Annotated in this window: 23 protein-coding genes; 11 read left to right on the top strand and 12 right to left on the bottom strand. The window is 69.9% G+C overall.

Translation table 11 applies throughout. From position 1 onward, the window contains the following. Window positions 1-65: 65 nt before the first annotated feature. The gene (locus tag ACFJGV_RS06440; protein ID WP_378147726.1) at window positions 66-1,733 is read right to left on the bottom strand and encodes a sensor histidine kinase; all 1,668 of its coding nucleotides are present in this window, start codon (window positions 1,731-1,733) and stop codon (window positions 66-68) included. Window positions 1,734-1,772: 39 nt separating this feature from the next. Between ACFJGV_RS06440 and ACFJGV_RS06435 the strand changes: the two genes are divergently transcribed. From ACFJGV_RS06435 to ACFJGV_RS06420, 4 genes are all read left to right on the top strand, one after another. Beyond that, window positions 1,773-3,011 carry an ATP-binding protein gene (locus tag ACFJGV_RS06435; protein WP_378147725.1) on the top strand — a complete coding sequence of 413 codons (1,239 nt, stop codon included), beginning with the start codon at window positions 1,773-1,775 and terminating at the stop codon, window positions 3,009-3,011. Then, the gene (locus tag ACFJGV_RS06430; protein WP_378147723.1) at window positions 3,008-4,189 is read left to right on the top strand and encodes a hypothetical protein; all 1,182 of its coding nucleotides are present in this window, start codon (window positions 3,008-3,010) and stop codon (window positions 4,187-4,189) included. Before ACFJGV_RS06435 ends, ACFJGV_RS06430 begins: the two co-directional genes overlap by 4 nt. 110 nt (window positions 4,190-4,299) lie before the next feature. Then, window positions 4,300-5,130 carry a TetR/AcrR family transcriptional regulator gene (locus ACFJGV_RS06425; protein ID WP_378147722.1) on the top strand — a complete coding sequence of 277 codons (831 nt, stop codon included), beginning with the start codon at window positions 4,300-4,302 and terminating at the stop codon, window positions 5,128-5,130. 97 nt (window positions 5,131-5,227) lie between these two features. Continuing rightward, complete coding sequence (locus ACFJGV_RS06420) at window positions 5,228-5,911, top strand: DedA family protein (RefSeq protein WP_378148648.1); 684 nt, start codon at window positions 5,228-5,230, stop codon at window positions 5,909-5,911. A gap of 10 nt (window positions 5,912-5,921) precedes the next feature. Here the strand turns inward: ACFJGV_RS06420 and ACFJGV_RS06415 are convergent, their stop codons facing one another. Then, on the bottom strand, window positions 5,922-6,173 hold the full coding sequence (locus ACFJGV_RS06415; protein WP_378147721.1) for a hypothetical protein: 252 nt from the start codon (window positions 6,171-6,173) through the stop codon (window positions 5,922-5,924). An 89-nt stretch (window positions 6,174-6,262) separates the two neighbouring features. Here ACFJGV_RS06415 and ACFJGV_RS06410 point away from each other — a divergent pair, with 89 nt between their 5' ends. Next, complete coding sequence (locus ACFJGV_RS06410; RefSeq protein ID WP_378147719.1) at window positions 6,263-7,081, top strand: putative protein N(5)-glutamine methyltransferase; 819 nt, start codon at window positions 6,263-6,265, stop codon at window positions 7,079-7,081. A 65-nt stretch (window positions 7,082-7,146) separates the two neighbouring features. On the opposite strand, the gene ACFJGV_RS06405 is transcribed toward ACFJGV_RS06410, so the two are convergent. Then, window positions 7,147-7,854: a TetR/AcrR family transcriptional regulator gene (locus ACFJGV_RS06405; RefSeq protein ID WP_378147717.1), complete on the bottom strand. Its 708-nt coding sequence runs from the start codon at window positions 7,852-7,854 to the stop codon at window positions 7,147-7,149. 120 nt (window positions 7,855-7,974) lie between these two features. Here ACFJGV_RS06405 and ACFJGV_RS06400 point away from each other — a divergent pair, with 120 nt between their 5' ends. Next, window positions 7,975-8,988 carry an NAD-dependent epimerase/dehydratase family protein gene (locus ACFJGV_RS06400; protein ID WP_378147715.1) on the top strand — a complete coding sequence of 338 codons (1,014 nt, stop codon included), beginning with the start codon at window positions 7,975-7,977 and terminating at the stop codon, window positions 8,986-8,988. On the opposite strand, the gene ACFJGV_RS06395 is transcribed toward ACFJGV_RS06400, so the two are convergent. The 5 genes from ACFJGV_RS06395 to ACFJGV_RS06375 form a co-directional block, all read right to left on the bottom strand. Continuing rightward, window positions 8,968-10,161: a hypothetical protein gene (locus ACFJGV_RS06395; RefSeq protein WP_378147713.1), complete on the bottom strand. Its 1,194-nt coding sequence runs from the start codon at window positions 10,159-10,161 to the stop codon at window positions 8,968-8,970. The genes ACFJGV_RS06400 and ACFJGV_RS06395 overlap by 21 nt on opposite strands. Window positions 10,162-10,250: 89 nt before the next feature. After that, window positions 10,251-10,637, bottom strand: a complete 387-nt coding sequence (locus ACFJGV_RS06390; protein ID WP_378147711.1) for a hypothetical protein — start codon at window positions 10,635-10,637, stop codon at window positions 10,251-10,253. Between the two features lie 271 nt (window positions 10,638-10,908). Further along, window positions 10,909-11,139 (bottom strand): hypothetical protein, encoded by a 231-nt coding sequence (locus ACFJGV_RS06385; RefSeq protein WP_378147710.1) that lies wholly within the window; start codon window positions 11,137-11,139, stop codon window positions 10,909-10,911. Between the two features lie 101 nt (window positions 11,140-11,240). After that, entirely contained in the window at window positions 11,241-12,056 is an 816-nt protein-coding gene (locus ACFJGV_RS06380) for a mycofactocin-coupled SDR family oxidoreductase (protein ID WP_378147709.1), read from the bottom strand. A gap of 174 nt (window positions 12,057-12,230) precedes the next feature. Continuing rightward, entirely contained in the window at window positions 12,231-12,584 is a 354-nt protein-coding gene (locus ACFJGV_RS06375) for a hypothetical protein (protein WP_378147708.1), read from the bottom strand. 134 nt (window positions 12,585-12,718) lie between these two features. Here ACFJGV_RS06375 and ACFJGV_RS06370 point away from each other — a divergent pair, with 134 nt between their 5' ends. Beyond that, window positions 12,719-13,249: a MarR family winged helix-turn-helix transcriptional regulator gene (locus ACFJGV_RS06370; protein ID WP_378147706.1), complete on the top strand. Its 531-nt coding sequence runs from the start codon at window positions 12,719-12,721 to the stop codon at window positions 13,247-13,249. Between the two features lie 61 nt (window positions 13,250-13,310). Next, window positions 13,311-13,763 (top strand): AAA family ATPase, encoded by a 453-nt coding sequence (locus ACFJGV_RS06365; RefSeq protein ID WP_378147705.1) that lies wholly within the window; start codon window positions 13,311-13,313, stop codon window positions 13,761-13,763. Window positions 13,764-13,766: 3 nt separating this feature from the next. Here ACFJGV_RS06365 and ACFJGV_RS06360 read toward each other — a convergent pair whose 3' ends face one another. From ACFJGV_RS06360 to ACFJGV_RS06345, 4 genes are all read right to left on the bottom strand, one after another. Next, the gene (locus ACFJGV_RS06360; protein ID WP_378147703.1) at window positions 13,767-14,291 is read right to left on the bottom strand and encodes a hypothetical protein; all 525 of its coding nucleotides are present in this window, start codon (window positions 14,289-14,291) and stop codon (window positions 13,767-13,769) included. Continuing rightward, window positions 14,288-15,913 (bottom strand): FAD-dependent monooxygenase, encoded by a 1,626-nt coding sequence (locus ACFJGV_RS06355; protein WP_378147701.1) that lies wholly within the window; start codon window positions 15,911-15,913, stop codon window positions 14,288-14,290. The genes ACFJGV_RS06360 and ACFJGV_RS06355 overlap by 4 nt, the downstream gene beginning before the upstream one ends. A gap of 90 nt (window positions 15,914-16,003) precedes the next feature. Further along, window positions 16,004-16,237 carry a hypothetical protein gene (locus ACFJGV_RS06350; protein WP_378147699.1) on the bottom strand — a complete coding sequence of 78 codons (234 nt, stop codon included), beginning with the start codon at window positions 16,235-16,237 and terminating at the stop codon, window positions 16,004-16,006. A 690-nt stretch (window positions 16,238-16,927) separates the two neighbouring features. Beyond that, entirely contained in the window at window positions 16,928-17,995 is a 1,068-nt protein-coding gene (locus ACFJGV_RS06345; protein ID WP_378147698.1) for an acyltransferase family protein, read from the bottom strand. Window positions 17,996-18,184: 189 nt separating this feature from the next. Between ACFJGV_RS06345 and ACFJGV_RS06340 the strand changes: the two genes are divergently transcribed. From ACFJGV_RS06340 to ACFJGV_RS06330, 3 genes are all read left to right on the top strand, one after another. Further along, complete coding sequence (locus ACFJGV_RS06340) at window positions 18,185-18,787, top strand: low molecular weight phosphatase family protein (RefSeq protein WP_378147696.1); 603 nt, start codon at window positions 18,185-18,187, stop codon at window positions 18,785-18,787. Between the two features lie 158 nt (window positions 18,788-18,945). Next, complete coding sequence (locus tag ACFJGV_RS06335) at window positions 18,946-20,361, top strand: polysaccharide biosynthesis tyrosine autokinase (RefSeq protein ID WP_378147694.1); 1,416 nt, start codon at window positions 18,946-18,948, stop codon at window positions 20,359-20,361. 299 nt (window positions 20,362-20,660) lie between these two features. After that, a complete protein-coding gene (locus ACFJGV_RS06330) occupies window positions 20,661-21,287 on the top strand; it encodes a hypothetical protein (RefSeq protein ID WP_378147693.1) in 627 nt (208 codons plus the stop codon). The last annotated feature ends 37 nt before the right edge of the window (window positions 21,288-21,324 follow it).

The raw sequence follows: 21,324 nt of genomic DNA, 5'->3' as shown, positions 1-21,324 counted from the left end.
CCTCCTCTCGGTCGCGGAGCCGATCCGCGAACGGGTGGCGCTGATCCGGATTCTACTGCGGGTGCTCACGCCGTCGAACCCTCTGCGGCATCCCGATGCTCACGCCGCCGCGGGATCGTGGCGGTGAACACCGTGCCCACACCGAGCGTGCTCGAGACCGTGAGCTCGCCGCCGTGCCGGCGGACGATGTCGCGGCTGATCGACAGACCCAGCCCGGATCCGTGGATGGTCGAGTTGCGCACGCGCTCCGCGCGGAAGAAGCGGTCGAAGAGCTTGGACTGCTCCACCTCGGACAGGCCGATGCCGGTGTCCTTGACGGTGAGGCTCACGCGGTCGTCTGAGGCCTCGGCGGCCACGACGACGCGGCCGTTCTCGCGGTTGTACTTGATGGCGTTGCTCAGCAGGTTGTCGATCACCTGGCGGAGCCGGAAGCCGTCGGCCTCGAGCACGATCGGGCCCTCGACGTCGTCGACGAGTCGGATGCCCCGCTCATCGGCCGCCGGGCCCTGCGCCTGGATGGCCTGGCTCACGATCTCGCTCAACTCGCACTGGTGGAACGACATGGCGATCTGCTGCTCGGTGCGGCTCGCCGCGGTGAGCAGGTCGGCGACGAGCGCGAGCAGCCGGTCGGCGTTCGACGACGCCACCTCGAGCATCGACCGTGTCGACGGATCGAGACGGTCGTCGTCGAGCGCGAGCTCGAGATAGCCGAGGATGCTCGTGAGCGGTGTGCGCAGCTCGTGCGACACCGAGGCGACCAGGTCGTCGCGCGCCTGGATGGCGTTGAGCTCGCTCGTGACGTCGCGGGAGATCACCACGCCGCCGTCCGACTCGCCGTCGAACGTGGTGAGCCGTCGACCGGCCACGCTGAGCGCGATGCGGTGACCGCCGGGGTCGCCGAGCCACATCACGACATCGTCGAAGCGCTCTCCGCGGAGCGCCCGCCCGGTGGGCAGCTCGCGTTCCTCGAGGCGCGTGGTGCGGTCGGGGCCGTACGCCACGAGGTCCGGCGCTGCCCCCTCCGGGATCTGGAACTCCGCGCGCAGCCGCCTGGCCGACGTGTTCGAGATGGTCTCCTTGCCGTCCTTGTCGAACGCGACCACGCCGAAGGTCACCGCGTTCAGCACCTCGTCGAGGGTCTGCTCCTGCCGTCGAGCGCGCCGCAGCGCCACCTCGAGCAGGTCGGCCTGCTGTCGCAGCAGCCCTCGCTGCGCATCCATGCGACTGGTCGTGCCGAACGTCGCCGCTGCCACGAACGTCAGCGTGACGGGGAGGACGAGGAGCCCGGGGATGCTCGCCAGCGTGACGGAGCCGCCCATGAGGAAGGTGCTGGTCCACAGGGCGACCGACGACGTCGCGACGCTGACGACGGCGCCCACGACACCGAAGTAGCTGGCGAGCCAGATGACCGGGAAGACCAGCAGCAGCCCGGCGCCGAGCGACATGTTGCCGGAGCGCACCAGGATCACGGCGACGATGTCGACGAGCGGCAGCAGCGCGATCCAGTATCGATGGATGTCCGCCCACGGCACCAGCGCCGAGACGCCGGTGAGCACGAACACGGTGGCCATCCCGGCGAAGAACACCGGGTTGAGGATCGACTCCGGCTGGAACAGGAACGCGGCCACCACGAGCAGCAGGAGGGCGCCGGCGACGAGGAGCTGGGACTGGAAGACGGCCCGCTCCACCCGAGACCGGCGTGCGGCCTCGGTGAAGTCGCTCCCCTGGCTCATGGCATGAGCGTACAAGACCACTCCTCTACACTGGAGGGGGTGCATGTCGACGCGCCCAGCGCGCAGGGGGTCGTGCACATGTCAGCGCAGATCGCCATCGATCCCGAGGCCTTCGCCACCACGCGGGCGATCGGTCGCGCTGCACTCTGGTTCGCGTCCTCCGTCCTCGTCGTCACGGCGCTCATCGACCTCGCATTCATCCCCTTCACGGGTCGGGTCGACATCGTCGCGGCGGTAGCCGCGCTCGTGATCATGGGGCTGTCCATCGCCGCGGCGCTGTCGAGGAGGACGCTCCGGCCCGCGTTGTGCTGGACCGGCGTCGCCGCGGTCGCACTGTTCGGCTACGCCTCGATCGTGAGCAACGTGTCGGTCGTGTTCCCGGGCCCCACCCCCTCGAGCGACTATGCGCTGCTGTCGATGCCCACGCTGGCGATCCTGCTCTGCGGAGTGTCGCTCCGGTCCGTCCGCGACGCTCTGATCGTCGGGACGACGGCGTTCGTGCTCGGACACGGCCTGGTGCTGGTCGCGGCCGCGCTGCAGGGGATGCCGCTGGCGGTCGACGTCCCCGTGGTGACGTCGTGGATCGGGCTCGCCCTCCTCGTCATCGCCTTCTGGCATGCCCGCGGCGTCACGTCGCGCGGAGCGACGGTCATGGGGACGGCGGGACGTGACGAGATCGCCTCGGCGACCGCCGGCCGGTTCTCGGGGGCCGCGGCGGAGTGGTTGCGCGAGACCGTCCTGGAGGATCTCCGCGCTCTGGCCGCCACCGAGCCGGGCCCGCTCGGCCCCGACCGTGTCGCGGCGATCCGCCGGCATCTGGCCGACCTCGACGACATCGGTCCGATCCTCGAGGAGTCGACCCTCGCCGCCGTGACGCCGGCGGTGGCGATGCCCGCGATGCTCCTGGAGATACGACAGCGCGCCGAGCAGCGCGGTGTGCGTGTGGCGCTGGCGGGGCAGCTCTCGGCGGTCGCGGAGCTGTCGTCGCCCGTGTCGCGGCGCCTGCAGTCGGTGATCGACGACTGCCTCGACAACGTCGCCCGGCACTCCGGCCTCGACGAGGCCGAGGTCGCGGTGATGGACGGCGAGTCCGAGGTGAGCGTCATGGTGTCGGATGCGGGGGCCGGGTTCGACCTCGACCGCGTCGACGTCGACGGGCCTGGTGGGCTCCGTTCCCGTCTGCTCGAACGGCTGACCGACGCGGGCGGGTCGGTGCAGATCTGGGCCCGCCCCGGCGCCGGGACCGCGATCTTCCTCACGGTGAGGGTGCGGTCATGAGCGCGGGGAACGACGAGACGCACGGATCGGCGCCGGAGGGTCTCGCTGAGGTGCGCGGGAAGCCGCTTCCGTGGGTGGTCAAGGCCGTCGATCTCGATCCGCTCGGATCGGTCACCGCGAGTCGCTTCGCGATCACGGTCGGCGGGGTGTCGTTCGTGGTCGCTCTCGGGCTGACCCTCGCGACCACCTCGCAGATCTCGTCGTGGCCGCTCGCCGCGCTCGCGGTCGCGACGCTCGCCGCGGGTCACGTCTGGCTCGTGATCCGGGCCTTCGGCGAGGGTGTGGGCCTCACCGGGGTCGAGGCGGCCGTCGGCTACGGCCTGGTCGCGGTGTCCGCCGTGCTGGCGTCGGCCGGCCAGCTCGGCACCAACGCCTACATCCGTGACGACTGGGGCCTCATGGCCGTGGGACTGGTGCTGGTGGCGCTGGCGCCTTTCCGCTCACCGCTCGAGCTCATCGCCTACACGGCGGTCTCGGTGGCGCTCGCGACCGCGCTCGCCGTGGGCAGCACCCTCACCGGGCTCGCGACGGTCGACACGGTGCCGTCGCTGCCGATCATCCTGGTCGCGGTGGCGCCAGCGGTCGGATTCGGGACGGGTTCGGTGGCGTATGCGCGGACCCTCGCCGCCGGGCTGTACGCGGAGATCCGCACGCAGGAGGTCCTCCGGGCGACGTCGACGGCGGATGCGCGGCGCGCCTTCGCGGCCGACGACGTGATCGGCGGCATCGGCGCCCTCCGGGAGAGAGTGGTGCCGCTGCTGGCGCGGCTCGATCGGAGTGGTGTCATCGACGCGGACGACGTGCGTCTGGCAGGCGAGCTCGCCGAGGCCTTCTCCCGCTCGTTGAGCGCCCCGCGTGAAGCCGAGCCGCTCTCGATCAACGTGGGCGAGCTCGACGATCCCGAGGGGCTGCTCGCCGACCTGTCCGAGAACGCCCGGGCGGCCCTGCGTTCGCTGCTGGTCGGCATCGCGGTCTCTCCGCACGGGACGCGGGAGGGCATCGGCCTCGAGGCGGGCGCGGCCGCAGGAGGGGCCGTGGTGACCGCCCGGAGCGACGACCCCCGCGCCCTGCGCTCGGACGTGCTGCCGTACCTCCGCCTGGTGAAGCTGGTGCTGCCCGGCACCGAGCACGCCGTTGTGCCGGGGGCCTTGTGTGTGACCGTGCCCCTGGGTCGATAGGATGCTTCGGCCGGGCACGAGCGGGGGACGCCGGGTCCCCCGTCTCACGATGGCGGCGTGTCGCTCCGGATCGTGAGGGCCTCGCTCGGCACCGGGAGGATCGGGGTCGGGTGAGCGAGTACGCAGAGCACGAGGTCCAGAGGCGCGCGCGTCTGCGAGCCCCCGAGGTGCGCCAGCGTGTGCTGGATGTGGCGTTGGACCGGGTCGGCAGCCTCGGCATGACGGTGGGCTTCGAACATCTGATGATGGATGACCTCATCCGCGAGGCCGAGGTGTCGCGATCGTCCACCTACCGGCTCTGGGACTCGAAGGAGGCCTTCGTCGCCGATCTCATGGTCGAGATCGCCCGCCGGGCCGCGACCAGCTTGGTCGACGAGAGCACGCTGCAGATCTGCGTGCGCATCCTGCTCGAGAACGTCGACCGGGTGGCCACACCCGAGGGCCGGCATCAGGTCGTGCTCGAGACCATCCGCGTCGCGCTGCAGCACAACTACCAGTCTGTGGTGTCGTCGGTGGCATGGCAGTCGTACGTCTCGCTCACCGCGGCCCTGCTCGGCCGGGTCGACAACTCGGCTCGCGAGGAGATCACCGAGGCGCTGCGGTCGGGCAGCGACGCGTTCGTCGAGCAGATGGCGGCGTTCCACCAGTGGTTCGCCGAGCTGCTCGGCTACCGCATCCGCCCCGAGTGGGCGGGCGACTACCGGCCCTACGCGACGTTGGTGTCGGCGATCGTCGAGGGGCTCGGCATCCGCCAGATCGCGAACCCCTCGATCGTGCTCGCCACCTACCGCGGGCCGGCCACGATGCAGCCCGATCCCGAATGGACGCTGGCCAGCGCCGGGCTGCTCGGTGTGTTCGAGCGGTTCATGGAGCCCGATCCCGAGTTCGACCTCGCGAAGACCCTCGCCGAGATCGACGCCCTCCGCGCCTCCGCCGACTGAGCCTCCACACCTCGCCCGGGGTACGTGGAGGTTCGCTCGATAGCGTCGTGGTGTGACGACCACTGCCGCCACCCTGCCCGCCCTGCACTCCGCGGGGATCACCGCGAACGCCGCCACCGCGAACGCCGTCGCTGCGGAGGGACAGGAGCTCGGCGGCCTGGTCGGCCTCGCCGCGGGCGTCATCGACGCGATCGGCGAGGTGGGCGTCGGCGCGTTGACCTTCGCCGAGACGGTGTTCCCGCCGCTGCCGAGCGAGGTCATCCTGCCGTTGGCGGGCTTCCTCTCGCAGACCGGCCGCCTCGACCTGGTGTGGGTCATGGTCGCGGCCACCCTCGGCGCCTACCTCGGCGCGCTCCTGCTCTACTGGCTGGGCGCGATCGTGGGGGAGGAGCGCTCCATCCGCCTGCTCTCGAAGCTCCCGCTCGTCGACCGCGACGACTTCGAGAAGGCGAGCAGCTGGCTGTCGCGGCACGGTCGATCGTCGATCTTCTTCGGACGGCTGATCCCCGGCGTCCGCAGCCTCATCTCGCTGCCCGCGGGTGCGCAGCGGATGAACCTCGCCGTGTTCAGCCTCTTCACGCTGCTCGGCACCGTGCTGTGGAACGGACTCCTCGTCGGCCTGGGCGCTGCGCTCGGCACGCAGTACGAGCTGATCGATCAGTACTCGCAATGGCTCGACGTCGCCGTCTACACCGCGATCGGCGGCGTGCTCGTCTGGCTCGTCGTGCGCCGCATCCGCCGCGGACGCGCCGCCGCGACCGAGCAGGGCGACGGGGCTTGACCCTTCCCGCTCAGCGGTAGGTCTTCACCACCGACCAGAGCTGCCCGTTCTGCACCACGTCGACGACCAGGCTGTCGCCGGTCTCGTCGGTCGCCTGGAAGCGCCAGGCGACGACGCGGGGCGGGTGGGTCGACCAGTAGAACCAGTCGGGCTCGGTCGGGGTGTCGGAGACGCGCCAGCGGCGGCGGCGCCAGAGCATCCGCACCGGCACCTCGTCCTCGAACCAGATCGTCGCTGCGCTGTCGGTGTCGATCAGGGTCATCGTTCCCCTCCCTCGTATCGAATGTGTGTTCGAATGTACGTCGCTCTCGCCCGACACGCCAAAGATCGTCGTCGCGAGACAATGGGCCGATGGATGCGCGACGAGTCGACGACGTGACGGCCCGCCTCCGAGCCGCGGGCTGCGTCTTCGCGGAGGAGGAGGCGGCGCTCCTGCTCGACGCCTCGCCCGGCGACGAGGGGGCGCTCGAGCGGATGGTCGCGGACCGTGTCGGCGGTAGGCCGCTCGAGGCGATCCTGGGCTGGGCCGACTTCGCGGGACTGCGCGTGCTCGTCGACGACGGCGTCTTCGTGCCCCGCCGCCGCACGGAGGTGCTCGCCCGCGTCGCGGCGCTCGGGCTCCGCGAGGGGGCGGTCGTAGTCGACATGTGCTGCGGCACGGGAGCGGTCGCGCTCGCGCTCCGCACGGCGGCGCGGCGGGCCGGCCTCGCGGTGACGGTCCTGGCGTCCGACCTCGACCCCGCCGCGGTCGCGAACGCGCGCCGCAACCTCGAGCCCCCGGTCGGCTCGGTGTTCGAGGGCGACCTCTTCGCCGCTCTCCCGGAGGAGCTGCGGGGGCGGATCGACGTGCTCGCCGTGAACGCGCCGTACGTGCCGAGCGCCGGCATCTCCACCATGCCGCCCGAGGCGCGCGACCACGAGCCCCGCCTCGCCCTCGACGGCGGATCCGACGGCCTCGACGTCCACCGACAGGTCGCCGCCGAGGTCGCCACCTGGCTCGCGCCCGGCGGCCTGGTCGCCATCGAGACGAGCGAGGCGCAGGCGTCGGGCACCGCCGCGCTGCTGGCCGCCGCGGGCCTCGCCGTCGAGGTCGTCCACGACGACGACCTCGACGGCACCGCCGTCGCCGGCCGGATGCCGTCGCGGAGTGCTTCCGCCGCGCGGATCTGACAGTCGTGGCGGGCTGGACCTCCTAGAGCCCGCCACGACTGTCAGATCCGCGACGGCCGGAGCCGTCAGGGCACGCGCATCCGGGCGGCGAACTCGTCCACGAGGAAGTCGAAGTAGGCCGGGCCGTCCGACACCACGTTGACGAACTGCCCGCCCAGCTCGAACGACACCGCGCCGAAGAGGTGCAGCCACATGTCGATCCCCACCACCAGCTGCTCGGCCAGCTCGGGGGTTCCGAGCGCCGCGGCGACGCCCTCCATCGCGTGCGTCGCCGCCGCGGAGCCGACCGTCGGCAGCGGGCCGTAGCCGGCCGCGATCACGTCGACGAGCAGGCGGGTCAGCACCAGGCCGACCATGCTCGCGGGCGCGATCGTGTCGGATGGGGCCGCGTATCCGGGCACGGGGGTTCCGTAGATGAGCGAGTAGCGCTGGGGGTTGGCCCGCGCCCAGGCGCGGACGGTCAGCACGACGGCGCGCAGTCGTCCGCGGAGGTCGTCGCGGGCCACCTCGGCCTCGGCCCGCTCCACCGTCGTCCCGAGGTCGGTGTAGGCGTCGATGATGAGCATCGTCAGCAGTGCATCCCGGCTGGGGCAGTAGCGGTACACGGCCGACGAGACCACGCCGAGCTCACGGGCGATCGCCCGCAGCGACAGCCCCGCGGCGCCGACCTCGCCGAGCTGCCGCAGGGCGATGATGCGGATGCGGTCGAGCGTCTCGGCGCGCGCACGCGCTCGCGGCCCCAGGGGGGCCTCGGAGGAGGCGCTGTCGACCATGCCGGGAGTCTATCCGAGACCACCCGACACAAGTGAGAGCAGTGCTCTTGTTTCCAAGGTCGCGGCCCGCTACTCTCGCATCTGAGAGCAGTGCTCTCGTTCATCATCGAGAGGACTGACATGAAGCTCGTCATCGGGGCCGGACTCATCGGCACACGCGTCGCCCGGCGCCTCGCCGCCCAGGGAGACGACGTCGTCGTCGCCACCCGGTCGGGAACCCCGGTCACCGCCGACGAGCTGCAGAGCGCGTCGCGGGGTGCGTCACGGCGTGGGGTGCAGAGTGGGTCGCGCAGCAGGGCGGGCACGATCCGATCGGTGAGCGCCGACGCCGCCGACGCCGAGGCGCTGACGAGCGCAGCCCAGGGCGCGACCACCATCGTGCTGGCGTCGAACCCCGCGCAGTACCACCGCTGGCGCGAGCTCTGGCCCCCGGTCTTCGACGCCACTCTCGCCGCCGCCACTCGCTCGGGCGCCGACCTCGTCCTGATGGGCAACCTCTACGCCTACGGCGAGGGCGCGCGGATGCCCATGGCCGAGCACGACCCGCTCCTCACGACGGAGGAGAAGGGCCTGGTCCGCAAGGCCGGGTGGGAGCGCATCCTCGAGGCCCACCGCCGCGGCGACCTCCGCGCCGTCGAGGTGCGTGCGAGCGACTACTTCGGCCCCGGCAGCGGTGCGACGGCGCAGCTGGGCGAGCGCTTCTTCGGTCCGCTGCTGGCGGGTAAGCGCCCGCGCGGGGTGGGTGATCCGCGGATGCCGCACAGCTGGGCCTACCTCGACGACATCGCGGACACGGTGGTCGCCGCATCGGGCTACGTGGGGGAGTGGGGTCGTGCGTGGCACGTGCCCAGCGCCGAGCCGCTCAGTCGCGTGGAGATCGCCTCGCGCGTGGCGGCTCTCACGGGCCGCGATGTCGGGGTCACCTCGTGGTCGCCGGCGGCGCTCCGCCTCCTCGCGATCTTCTCCCCGTTCCTGCGGGCGGCCGTCGACTCCTCGTACCAGTTCTCGGCGCCGTTCGTCGTCGACGCGCGCGAGACCGAGGTCGAGCTCGGCGTCAGCGCCACGCCGTGGGATGTCGCGCTGCCCCCCACCCTGGCCGCCCTGCGGAGTGGCTCAGACGGCGCCCGACGCTGACGGTGCGCCGACGGCGGCGCCCGGCGCGACGACGGCGAGCCACTCGATCTCCCGTGCCTGGCGACTCTCGAACTCCGCCTCCGCCGCGGTGAGCGCCGTGCCCTCCGTGGAGACGGGCGTGGTCCCGGGGAGCACCAGGACCGCGCTCACCGTGGGCCGCCCCTCGGGCAGCGCGGCGCGGCGGGCGAACTCGGGGGGCACGCGCCGCGCGATCTCTCCCGCGCGGGTCTCGGCGGTGGAGGCCTGCGTCAGCCGCACGGCGAATCGCCCCTCGGGCAGCCGCCAGACCGCGAGCGTCGGGCTCGTCTCAGAATTCGCGTCCTCTGTCTCGTCGATCGCGACGGCGAGGGAGCGGGCGAGGTCGAGCGCGAGGCTGTGGGCGAGGTCGATGCCGTACGCCCGGCGCAGCGACCCCCAGAGGTCGACGCCGACCACCAGCAGCGCGCCCACGAGCGGTCGCTCCGCGAGGTCGCGGGGCGCGGGCTCCGGATACGGTCGGAATCCCGACCGGGTCGGCATCCGGTACCGGTGCTGCGCCTGGATGCCCAGCATCGCGGCCTCGACGACGACGGTGAGGATCACGTTCATCCCCGTGGTGATGCCGGTGTTGAACGCCGCGGTGAAGACGGCGGAGGACGGTCCCAGCATGAGGTACACGAAGCTCCGTGGCGCGAGGTAGGCCAGGTGCAGGACGAACACGACGGCCATCACCTTGGCGCCGGTGTATCCGCGCATCGGCCGGCGCAGGCACTCGATCAGCGCGAGCAGCGAGAAGGCCGCGAGCGCGATGCCCTTCTCGACGGCTCCGGCGTACTTGCTGCCGTACTCCGACGGCAGCAGCGAGACCATGCCGATCGCAGCCGATCCGCCGATGACCAGCAGGGCGGAGGCGGTCCGCAGCGACGCGCGTCGCCCGTTGAACACGACGCAGCCCGCCCAGGCGGCGCCCACGGTGAAGACCATGGTGGCGTTGCCGACCGACACCGTCCATCCGGCATCGCCCGTGCGCTGGCCGATGAAGTACGCGGTGGCGCAGAGCACACCGGACAGGAACGCGAGCTCCCACCAGGGGCCCGCCTCGGGGCTGCGCAGGCGGATGCGGCTGACGATGAACAGGACGGCCATACCTGCCATCGCGACGACCGAGACGGTGTAGACGAGCAGTGGATCCATGACACCACCCCCTCCGAGCGCACGCCGACAGCGGTGTCACCGTATCCGACACGCCGGTCGGCCCGGTAGGACCCGCACGGGGGTCGGGCTCAGAGAGCTCCGGCAGGCCACCCCTCGAGGAGGTCGGCCGCCTCGTCGAGGGTGTTCGCGACGAGGAGCGACGTCACGCCGCGCGCCGCGGCCGCGTCGTCGCCGTCGGCATCGACGATCGCGAGCACCGACGCCTCCACGATCCGGCATACCCGCGCCTCGTAGGGCAGCGAGACGCGGTCGTCGGGGCGGGGCCGCAGCACGACGATGTCGGGCGGGAACGCCTCGTTCGTGAGCAGCTCGCCCCACGAGGAGACGGCGATCACGACCGACACGGAGGGGGCTCGACGCGCCAGCGTGGCCCGTGCTGCGGCCAGGCCCGCGGCATCGCTGTCGAAGAGGCCGACGGTGGCCTTCGACACGGTGGTCTGGTGCGGAGCGTCCATGTCATCCCCACCCTGCCACCTTCGGAGGATCCGTGTCAGACCCTTGCCGAGATCGGGTTTCTGTGACCTGCCTGCGTACTCGCCACTGATGGGCTGCGCGCCTCCCGCATCTGGACTCGTGAAGGGCTACAGTCAGTATCAGATCAACGCCAGTAGCAAGACTCGACGCTGGTCAGGACCCCCGCCCATCCCCCCACCCAGGCGGGGGTTCTTCTTTGCCCGGATGCGTCCCGAACGCGCCCGGACGCGCCCGGACGCGGAGGGTTGCGGCTCAGCCGCCGAGGTAGCGGCGCAGGATGACCTCGACCGTGCGCATGCGCCACCGGACCCGCACCATCGTCACTCCGTCGCCGCGCAGCTGCTGCGCGGTCTCGACGGTGAGCCGCTGGGGCCCGTCGTCGAGCGGATGCCAGCCGCCTGCTCCCGCGTACACCTCACGGATGCGCGGCCGACCGTCGCGCCCGAACTTGTGCACGCCGTACCTCGATACCGTTCCGTCCACAGTGCCCACCTCTGATCGCGCCGATGTGCGGAGCAGCGTCGGTCCGGTGCGGATACGGTACCGCTCCCGGCCCGCGGACGACAGGGAGCGGGCCGAGAGTCTCAGCGTGCGCTGAACCCCGCATCCACCGGCAGGGTCACCCCGGTGATGTACCGGGCGTCGTCGCTGACGAGGAACGCGATCGCGTTCGAGATGTCGACCGGCTCGACCCAGGGCACGGGGATGATGTTGGTCACCGCGTCCATGCTGCCCTCGAAGTCGGCGAAGAGCTTCTCGATCACGGGGTTCTGGATCATCGGGGTCGCGACCCCGGTCGGGTGCACCGAGTTCACCCGGATGCCCATCGGCCCCAGCCAGTGGGTGAACGACCGCATGAGGCCCACCACACCGTGCTTGGCCGCGGTGTAGCCCGTGGTCCCGGCGGAGCCGTTGCCGCCGACGCCCTTCAGGCCCTGGGTCGACGAGGTGAGCACGATGGCGCCCGCCTTCTTCTCGATCATCGACGGCACGGCCGCGATCACCGTGTTGTAGACGCCGGTCAGGTTGACGTCGACGACGTCGCGGAAGGGTGCGACCGGGTCTCCGTCGAGACCCAGCGGCGCGATCCCGGCGTTGGCGAGGATGATGTCGATCGGCCCGAGGGCGGCCTCGCCGGCCGAGACCGCCTCCTGCAGCTGGGTGAGGTCGCGCACGTCGGCCTTCTGCGCGTGGATGCGTCGGTCCAGCGCCTCCACCTGGCGCACGGTCTCCTCGAGGTCGCTCTCGCGGGCCATCTCGTACTCGACCGTGGGGATCTGCTCGCAGATGTCGACCGCGATGATGTCGGCGCCCTCCTGCGCGAGCCTCACCGCGTGACTGCGCCCCTGTCCGCGCGCCGCTCCCGTGATGAACGCCACCTTGCCGTCGAGCTTGCCCATGTCGTTGACTCCTTCGTCACCTGATCGTGCCGCCCGCGCACCATCGCGACGGTCGACCGCGGCGCCGGCCTCGACGCCGCACGGGGGAAGGCTACTCGCCGCCCGTGTGCTCGTCACGGGGGACTGAGCAGCACGGCCCATCCGGCGGGGAAGGCAGCAGCGGCCGGTGCGGGCTCAGCGACGCAGGGTGCGCTTGGTGGCACCCGCCAGCGCGGGGGTGGCCGGCACGCTGTCGGGCTCGGGGACGGGGTGGAGGTCGCCGGTGGCCGCGGTCGCGGCGAGCGCGTCGACCCAGGCGCGGTTGAGGGGACCGCCGCGGTCGAGGCTGTCGTAGACGAAGCGCATCGGAATGGCCGGGTTGATCCACACCGTCTCGCGGGTGGAGGCGCCGCCGTCCTCGCGTGTGTAGGTGAGACCGCACGACTCGCCGCGGCGGAGCCGCCCGAGGATCACGAGCTGCAGGTGCGCGAGCATCCTGTCGTCGAGGGGGATGGAGTCCTGACTCGGTCCGTACAGCAGGGCTCCCATGGCTACCTCATTCCCATCGAGACAGCTCGTCTGCTGAATCATTAGATAGACTAACAATAAGGCGTTTCCACTCAAAACTGACTGTGCAGATCTACCTCGATGGCCGAGTTATCAGATCGTCGTAAGATGTGAGGATGGCCGAGGAGCGAACCGACGGATCGCGCTACTGGTACGGGCAGACCGACCAGGAGCGCGGACGTCGTGTGCTCGAGGCGATGCGCGCCTACCGTGCCGCCGACACCGCCATGCGTCGGCGCACGCAGGAGGCGATGGGGATGGGCGAGAACGACCTGCTCGCCCTCCGGTACCTGATCCGCTCACAGCAGCAGGGCAAGGATGTCGCCCCCAAGGAGCTCGCCCAGTACCTCGGCATCTCCTCGGCGTCGGTCACGGCCCTGCTCGACCGCCTCGAGCGCAGTGGGCACCTGCGGCGTGAGCCCAGCCCCTTCGATCGACGCGGGCTCATCGTCGTACCCACGGTCTCGAGCGACGAAGAGGTGCGCAAGACCCTCGGCGACATGCACGAGCGCATGATCGCCGTCGCCAGCGACCTCGATCCCGAGACGGCGCTCGCGGTGGTCGAGTTCCTCGACCGCCTCCGCGAGTCGGTCGACACGATCTATGCTCCCGCCGAGCTCCCGGAGCGCGCCGACCGCGAGCGCTGACGTCGACGTGCCTGCTCGGGGTGTGCCTGACGTGAGTGCGCCGAGTCGATCACGCGTCGTGATGATGTGCGGGCCCGGTGGCGCAGGCAAGTCCACGTACGCGAGACGGCTCGAGCGGGAGGGCTGGACGCGGCTGTCGTTCGAGGTCGAGTTCTGGGATCGCGGGATCACGGGCATGCCCACGCCCGAGGTGGTCGCCGAGGTCGCCGCCGACGTCCAGGCTCGCCTGCTCCGCCTCGTCGACCAGGGACAGGATGTCGCCCTCGACTTCGGGTTCTGGTTCCGTCGGCAGCGCGATGATTGCCGCGCTCTGCTCGCCCCGTACGGCGTCGTGCCGGTGACGGTCTACGTCGCCACGAGCCTCGAGACCATCCTGAGCCGGATCGGCGACCGCCACGGCACCGGCCCGGACGACTGGCCCCTCACCGAGCAGACCGCCACCGAGTACTTCGGCCGCTTCGAGCCGCCGACCGCGGAGGAGGGCCCCCTCGAGGTGGTCCGAGGGGAGACCTGACCCTCAGCCCGCGGGCGTCGCGACCGGCAGCTCCACCGCATCCGCCTGCATGGGCCCTCCGCACTCGGCGGTCCCGCCGACGCGCACCCATCGCAGCGTGGCCGGCGCCTCGCCCAGGGGGACGCCGTCGGCGTCGAACGCGATCAGCTGCACCGAGCCGGGCGACGACATCCCGAGGTCGACCTTCCATGAGTCGCGCCCAGCGGCGTACGCGGTGTAGGACGGCGCGTGATCTGCTTCTGCGCTGGGCTCGCCGGGCACGGGGGAGAGGGGCACGGTGGAGAGCGGTGTGATCGGCTCGAGCGGCAGCGGCGTCGAGAGCAGTGGCGTCGAGCAGCCGACGTCGTCGCAGAGCCGCACCTCGACGACGCGGTCGAGCGCGGCGTCGTCACCCTCGAGCTGCACGGCGACGGTGTTCGTCCACCCGATGGCGGGGCACGAGTGCCCGGTCGGGGCGCACCCGACGAGCATCAGCCCTGCCACCGCGACCACCGCGACTCCCACCGCCCTCGCCGCCCGCATCCTCATGCGTCGACCGTAGCGGGTCCCCTCCCGGCGGGCCCGAACCAGCGCGCGAGGGCGGCCTCGATGGGCTCCACCCCGTCGGCCACCCAGGCGACGTGCCCGTCGGGTCGCACCAGCACGGCCGCCGGTGCACTCACCGCGCCGAGCACGGGCAGCGTCCACGTCCCCGCGTACGCGGCGTCGACGCGGTCGACACGCCCGCTCCACCCGCCGAGCTCGATCCCCGCGCTGAGGTCGACGAGCACGGGCCGGGCGCGGTAGAGGAGCGAGTACATCCGCACGACGTCGCCGCCGATGACGAGGTCGAGGTCGGGCACACGCCGCCCCACGAGCGGATGCGCGCCCTCCGGCGCCGCGTACGCCACGTCGAGCCCGTGGATCAGCGCCGCCACCCGCACTCGGGCGCCGTCCGAGAGCCCACCCGCGGCGGCGCTCGCAGCAGAAGCAGCCGAGCCGCTCGCATCCGTCGCCCCACCGCCGAACACCTCGCGTTCGAGCACCGCGTTGAGCGCGGCCGTCCGCGCATCCACCCTCTGCAGCACGGTCTGCGCCATCGAGAGCTCGAGCGCCCGCGCATCCGCCGCATGCCGCTCGGAGTGGTACGTGTCGAGCAGCGCGGGTGCCGTGTCGCCGCGCACCACTGCCGCGAGCTTCCACCCGAGGTTCACCGCGTCCTGGATCCCGAGCCCGATGCCCTGCCCGCCCGCCGGGTAGTGCACGTGGGCGGCGTCGCCGGCGACGAGGATGCGCTCCGCTCGGTATGCGGAGGCCTGCCGGGTAGCGTCGGTGAACCGGGAGACCCAGGTGGGGGAGTGCACCCCGAAGTCGCTCCCATAGGCGGCGCGGAGGGACGCGCGCAGGTCGTCGAGGGTGGCCGGTGCCCCTCCGCGAACGAGTGTCCGCTCGGACGTCACCACCCGGTAGGCGCCGCCGCCGAGCGGCGTCATCCCGTGGTTGCCCGCCTCGTCCTGCAGCAGCCCGACCGGGGCGGTGACCCCGTCTCCGATCGACACCTCGGCGATGAGCGTGCTCATGCTCGCGTCGACGCCGGGGAAGCCGATCCCGGCGCTCTTGCGCACCGTGCTGCGCCCGCCGTCGGCGCCGACGAGCCAGCGTCCGCGCCACTCCGCCCCGGACTCGAGCGACACCGTGACCCCCGACTCGTCCTGCGCGATCCCGTTCACCGTCACTCCGTGCACCGTCCGCACGCCGAGCGATGAGACCCAGGAGGCGAGCAGCGGCTCGATCCGGTTCTGCCACAGCGCGAGACCGTAGGGGTGGCGGGTGGGGAAGTCGCTGATGTCGAGCACCGACCCGCCGAACCGCGCCGTCTGCACCGTCGTCCCCTCCTCGAGGAAGGGCCCCACGATCCCGCGCTGGTCGAGGATCTCGATGGTCCGCGCATGGATCCCGCCCGCTCGCGATCCCTCGAGCTCACCGTCCTCACGCTGCTCGAGCAGCACCGCCTCCACGCCGGCGAGCGCGAGCTCTCCGGCGAGCATCATCCCCGTCGGCCCCGCGCCCACCACGATCACGTCCACGACCTCGTCCGCCGTCACGTCCACGCCCATCGGCTCCGCCTCTCCCGCCGCGCGGCGCCGCCCCATCCCGGCGGCGCCCGTCACGACCGTGCATCGTATGGCGCGCCCCCTCTCTTGCGGCAAGCCCCCACCGCGGCCTTATCCTGGAGATGCAGGCAGACGCGGGTCGCGCCCCTACCGGTCGAGGTAGCGGATGAGGCTGATCTCGATCGTCTTGAGCCGCCATTTCACACGCACCATCGTGATGCCCTCCGCGCGCAGCTCGGTCGCCGTGCTGCGGTTGAGTCGCAGCCCCGCCCCGCGGAAGTCCTTCCACCCGCCCACCCCGGCGTACACCTCGCGGATGGCGGGCATCGCGGTGTCACTCCCGAACTTGTGCCGCCCGTACCGGGTGACGGAGTCGGACATGGGGGAGGTCCCTTCGCGTTCGGCCAGCTCGCCGACGTGCGACACGCGGATGCGCGACGCACGACGCGAGACCGGGGTAACCCCTGCGGCGTCTGATGGACGCCGCAGGGATGGGGCAGGCATCGTCGCGACAGGCGGGAAGCCCCGTTGCGCAGACGTGCTTCAGGTTACGGCGGCACCCCGCGAGGCCTCTCGTCCCCATTCGTGGCACAGGTCGTGCGGTCGACTCCCGGATGCACGCCAAGCAGAAGATGCGACATCGCTGTTGCTCCCGGGCAGCTGGGTGGGGCCCGCCGCCCGGGAGCGAAGCGCCGCCTGGGACCGCCGGTTCGGAGAACACGGCGTCACGCTGACGGCACGTCATCAATCTAGGGGACCCGCATCTCCCGGGCAGAACCCCCACTTCACGGGTCGACCGTTCAAACCCAAAGTGATTTGTCCGTACGGGCCGCGGACGCCTTTAGACGAGAACGGTTGTGATCAACAAGAGGACGTCGACATCGCCTCCCCCGGGAAGCAGTTTGCCTGCGCTGATGTCGTGGCGGACACGGACCGCGGGGTGCTACGACTGCCACCACTCGGGATATCGCACTCGCACACCGGCCCAGGCGCTTCTTCCACCACAAGAGAGGGAGGACGCTCGCGACAGACCGTGACCCGTGTTGCATTCTCAACGGACGATCAGGCGCCTCAACGTTGACGCTGCGGCTGGGTGCGGTCGCGTTCGAAGCGCCGCTTCAGTCTCAAGGCTGGTCTCTCCACGAATCGGTAGGACAATTCGGCCAACACCAGCGAAGCGATCAGTGCCCCGCCGAGCGTGAGGAAGTTTCCCCGAACCGGTTCCTGCAGGAGAAACACCCCGTTCCACAGGTAGAGACCGTAAGAGCGAGTTCCAAACCAGCGCAGTACTCGTGTCCGTAGGAGGCGCGCGAGCCCAGCCGACTGATCCGTCGCGGACCAGATCGAGACTGCCCCGACCGCTGCCAGCACAGTCAGGAGAGGACCGTATGTGAATGCGTGTTCCTTCGCTCCGCTCCACAGGGTGACGGCAATGAGAATTACAGCGGCAAAAGGAAGAACCCAAAGGCCTCTGAGATGTGGGAGCAGCTTGTAGGTCCACAGTTGCGCGAGTAGGCAACCGATGAGGAGAGCGTCGATCCATGTCGTCGGCGTTTCATAAATGTCCGAACCGAACCCGAGGTAGGTGATCCAGCGCACGGCGGCGAAGGCGACGACGGCGCCGCCGGTGACCCACAGCGCAACGTTACGAGAGGCCGCACGCAGCAGAAGGAGAAGTGCAATTGGCCAGAAGACGTAGAAGATTTCCTCGACGGCCAAGGTCCACAGCGGGTTTAGGCCGGGCGCTTCAGGGATTCCGAGGAGGCCGGCAAAGGGCGTCAAGTAGACGGCAGCGGCGGCTACCCAAGGAAGCCACTTCGAAAGATCGCCTGTGCCAGTGAGGACGAGCGCAGCGATCGAGTAGATGGCGAGGAGAGTATAAAGCGCCGGGAGAAGCCTCAGTGCTCGCCTGGCGTAAAACGCCCGAAAGCTGACCCGACCAGTGGCCATTCTCTCGTCAATTAGTAGTGACGTGATCAGAAACCCGCTGAGTACGAAGAAGAGCTGTACGCCAACGAAACCGCCCCCGCCAAAGGTCGAAGGGGCAAGGTGTCGCAGCAGCACAAGGATGATGGCTACGCCGCGGAGGCCATCCAGCACGGGCTGGCGTCCTAGCGGGCGGTACATGAGATCGGACATCGCCAAGCCCCCCATCAACGTGGGTCCAGGATAAGGCACGTGCAAGGGCACCAAAGAGCCTCGGCAAGCACGCGGGATCGTTGTCCCTCTTCATGGGGCGCGAACAGGTTTGATTGTTTGAGGCTCGAACTGTCCTCATGCTCAGGACCGACAATACGCAACGACGCAGTTCGCCTAGAGTCGATGCTCGTGGCCAAGTTCTCCGTTCTGACCGTCTGTACCGGGAACATCTGCCGCTCACCGATGGCCGAGCAAATTCTGCGCGCGCGTCTCGCCGACTTCCCTGCGCTGGAATTCTCGAGCGCCGGGACCTACGCCGGTGAGGGCGATCTGATGCCCGAGCAGGCCGCTGCGCTCTCCCTTCGGCATGGAGGTGACCCGAGCACCCACCGAGCCCGGTATCTGACCGAGACGATCCTCGGCGGAGCAGATCTCGTTCTCGGCATGTCGCGAAACCATCGAAGGGAGATCGTCGAGCTCCTCCCCAAGATGATCTCAGTTACCTTCACTCTGCGAGAGTTCTCACGCCTCTCGGCGGGGCTCACGGACGACGAAATCCGCCGAGCGGCGTCCATGGGATTGACGGTGAAGGCTGCGCTCGCGGAGGTTGTCGCTCTGGTGGCCTCCCGGAGGGGCCAGACCGGTGTCGCCACCAGCTCCGACGAGGACGATGTCGTCGATCCTTATAGGAGGAGCGACGAAACCTACGAGCGCTCAGCGCAGCAGCTCGTGCCCGCGGCCGAACGAGTGGCCCATGTGCTGCGCACTGCGGTCGATGCATTTCGTCCGTGATCTGCTTCGCGTCTCGTCGCGTAGGAGGGCGATCCTCAGCAAATCGTTGCTTGCCGGTAACACGAACCCGAGCCAGCAGTTGGTGCGTGTGAGAGCATTGTGACGCACGCGAGGGTGATCTCTGCCCTGCGGCTGAGGGTGGGGAAAGGGCATATCGCGTGGAGCTTCGGGACTACATACGCGTTCTGCGCAAGGGCTGGATCTTCATCGTCGCCCTGACGCTGGTCGGTGTCGCGATCGGTGCCGTCTACTCGATCCTGCAGACGCCGAAGTACCAGTCCACCTCGAAGGTGTTCGTGTCTCTCGCCGCAGCCGGCTCGGTCAGTGACCTGACCCAGGGCGGCAACTTCGCGCAGAACCAGGTGAAGTCCTACGCGGATGTGGTCACGACGCCGGTCGTGCTGCAGCCAGTCATCGCGACCCTCGGGTTGAACGAGTCCGTCGAGACCCTCGCGAGCCGGGTATCAGCGTCCTCTCCGCTCGACACCGTCATCGTCCAGATCACGGTGACTGATACCAACGCTCGTCAGTCGGCGGAGATCGCGAATGCGATCGCGTCGAGTTTCGGCAATACCGTCACGAACCTCGTTCCGGAGACCGCCGAGGGCACAGCCCCGGTGAAGATCACGCTTCTCCAACAGGCGACGATCCCTGGGTCTCCGTCCAGCCCGAACGTCCCGCTCAACATCGCGCTCGGAGGCATCATCGGCCTCGCGCTCGGAATCGGCGTCGCGGTCCTCCGTGAGGCGCTCGACACTCGCATCCGCAATGAGCGTGACGTAGAGCTACTGACGGAGGCTCCGATCATCGGTGGAATCGCGTTCGACCCGAGGACGCCGCAGAACCCGCTCGTCGTCAAGGATGACCCCCGCAGTCCGCGCGCCGAATCGTTCCGGACGCTCCGAACGAATCTGCAGTTTCTCAACGTTGGCGATACGGCACGCAGCTTCGTCATAAGCTCCTCGGTACCAGGCGAGGGCAAGAGCACTTCATCGGCCAACCTCGCGATCGCCGTCGCCCTCTCCGGACAGCGCACGATCTACGTCGATGCTGACCTGCGCAAGCCGAAGGTCGCCGAGTACCTTGGTCTCGAAGGGGGCGCTGGGCTGACGGACATACTTGTCGGGCGCGCGCAGCCAAACGAAGTGATCCAGCGCTGGGGCGACACTAACCTGTACGTGCTTCCCGCGGGCAAGATCCCGCCGAACCCGAGCGAGCTCCTCGGCTCGACCACGATGACGCAGCTGATCCGCACTCTCGAAGCCAACTTCGACGTCGTCATCTTCGACGCTCCTCCCCTCCTGCCAGTGACGGATGCAGCGATCCTGGCCAAGAGCACCACCGGCGTGCTGCTAATGGTTGCAGCCGGGCGTGTGCACAAGGGTCAGCTGAGGGGCGCGACCCAGGCGATCCAAAACGTCGGAGCCCGTCTCGCCGGGATCGTGCTCACGATGCTTCCGACCAAGGGCCCCGATTCATACGGCTATGGCCGTTACGGGTACGGGTACGGGTACGGGTACGGGGACACCGGCGACGAGAGGCTCAATAAGAAGCAGAAGTCGCTGGTCAAGTGAGCCGTTGGCGATCGTCGCGTAGCACCGGCGGCCTCGTCGTCACCTTGGTCGTCGGTGTGCTCGCAGTAACGGCAGTGCTATTGACGGTTTTCGCGCTGCGGGTGCCGTCCGACCCGGATGCAGGCGAGCTGCCGGGGCCAATCCCCACATGGGGTGCAGGGGTGCCGTCGAGTAGCCCGGCGCCGACCCCTACGAGCACCGATGGGGCGGTGGATCCGAGCCCCCAGTTCCTGAGCATGTTTGACGCGTCCTCCGGCATTAGGGGCACCGCGGGTAGCTGCACGGGTGCACCGCCCGTCGTGCAGCTCACCACAGACGGCGGAGTCACCTGGACCTCGGTGGCGTTCGACGGAGCAGACGTCCGCCAGCTGCTCAGCCTCGACTACGTGTCTGAATCTCAGATCGACGTCATCGCCGCGACTGCCGATTGCACGCCGACGGTCGTGACCTCCTTCACAGGTGGCGAATTCTGGCAGGCCTATCCCGATCAGATAGAGTCCGTCACGTTCCTGCAGCCCACTGATCCGACCGTACTGCGTGTGCAGGGAGCGGATGTCACCGCGCCCTGTGCCGTGCGGGAGGTGCGATCGGTCTCTCAATCGCTCGCGGTCCTGTGCTCGGACGGCTCCGTACAGGTGCGCGGCAAGACGGCTTTGTGGACCCAACTGAACACCAGTGACGTCTTGGCGATGGCGCCGAACGGAGCGACTGGCGTCCTGGTCGTGTCATCGGTGCCGACCTGCACAGGCGTACTCGTCCGCAGCATCGACATCGACTCCGGTGCGTCGACAGATCTCTCGTGCCTCGCCGCCCGGCGTACGAACGCCACCGTGGACTTGATGGCGAATTCAGTCTTCTACTGGTCGGGAGCCGATTTTCTCCTCTCGGAGACTGGAGGAACGTCGTGGGCGCCGGTGGGCAGATGAAATTCCATCGCGCGCTGGGTTGTTGCTTGTGGGTCGA

This window comes from Cnuibacter sp. UC19_7 (assembly GCF_042699995.1).
Taxonomy (GTDB): domain Bacteria; phylum Actinomycetota; class Actinomycetes; order Actinomycetales; family Microbacteriaceae; genus Cnuibacter.
The sequence above is the reverse complement of the archived record's forward strand: the minus strand, read 5'-3'. Positions and strand labels throughout refer to the sequence as shown.

What these genes read in the sequence shown, in the direction of transcription:
- ACFJGV_RS06440 (WP_378147726.1), bottom strand. Translation starts at nt 1,733, where the DNA reads ATGAGCCAGGGGAGCGACTTCACCGAGGCCGCACGCCGGTCTCGGGTG.
- ACFJGV_RS06430 (WP_378147723.1), top strand. Translation starts at nt 3,008, where the DNA reads ATGAGCGCGGGGAACGACGAGACGCACGGATCGGCGCCGGAGGGTCTC.
- ACFJGV_RS06415 (WP_378147721.1), bottom strand. Translation starts at nt 6,173, where the DNA reads ATGACCCTGATCGACACCGACAGCGCAGCGACGATCTGGTTCGAGGAC.
- ACFJGV_RS06410 (WP_378147719.1), top strand. Translation starts at nt 6,263, where the DNA reads ATGGATGCGCGACGAGTCGACGACGTGACGGCCCGCCTCCGAGCCGCG.
- ACFJGV_RS06405 (WP_378147717.1), bottom strand. Translation starts at nt 7,854, where the DNA reads ATGGTCGACAGCGCCTCCTCCGAGGCCCCCCTGGGGCCGCGAGCGCGT.
- ACFJGV_RS06400 (WP_378147715.1), top strand. Translation starts at nt 7,975, where the DNA reads ATGAAGCTCGTCATCGGGGCCGGACTCATCGGCACACGCGTCGCCCGG.
- ACFJGV_RS06395 (WP_378147713.1), bottom strand. Translation starts at nt 10,161, where the DNA reads ATGGATCCACTGCTCGTCTACACCGTCTCGGTCGTCGCGATGGCAGGT.
- ACFJGV_RS06390 (WP_378147711.1), bottom strand. Translation starts at nt 10,637, where the DNA reads ATGGACGCTCCGCACCAGACCACCGTGTCGAAGGCCACCGTCGGCCTC.
- ACFJGV_RS06380 (WP_378147709.1), bottom strand. Translation starts at nt 12,056, where the DNA reads ATGGGCAAGCTCGACGGCAAGGTGGCGTTCATCACGGGAGCGGCGCGC.
- ACFJGV_RS06375 (WP_378147708.1), bottom strand. Translation starts at nt 12,584, where the DNA reads ATGGGAGCCCTGCTGTACGGACCGAGTCAGGACTCCATCCCCCTCGAC.
- ACFJGV_RS06370 (WP_378147706.1), top strand. Translation starts at nt 12,719, where the DNA reads ATGGCCGAGGAGCGAACCGACGGATCGCGCTACTGGTACGGGCAGACC.
- ACFJGV_RS06365 (WP_378147705.1), top strand. Translation starts at nt 13,311, where the DNA reads ATGATGTGCGGGCCCGGTGGCGCAGGCAAGTCCACGTACGCGAGACGG.
- ACFJGV_RS06360 (WP_378147703.1), bottom strand. Translation starts at nt 14,291, where the DNA reads ATGAGGATGCGGGCGGCGAGGGCGGTGGGAGTCGCGGTGGTCGCGGTG.
- ACFJGV_RS06350 (WP_378147699.1), bottom strand. Translation starts at nt 16,237, where the DNA reads ATGTCCGACTCCGTCACCCGGTACGGGCGGCACAAGTTCGGGAGTGAC.
- ACFJGV_RS06345 (WP_378147698.1), bottom strand. Translation starts at nt 17,995, where the DNA reads ATGTCCGATCTCATGTACCGCCCGCTAGGACGCCAGCCCGTGCTGGAT.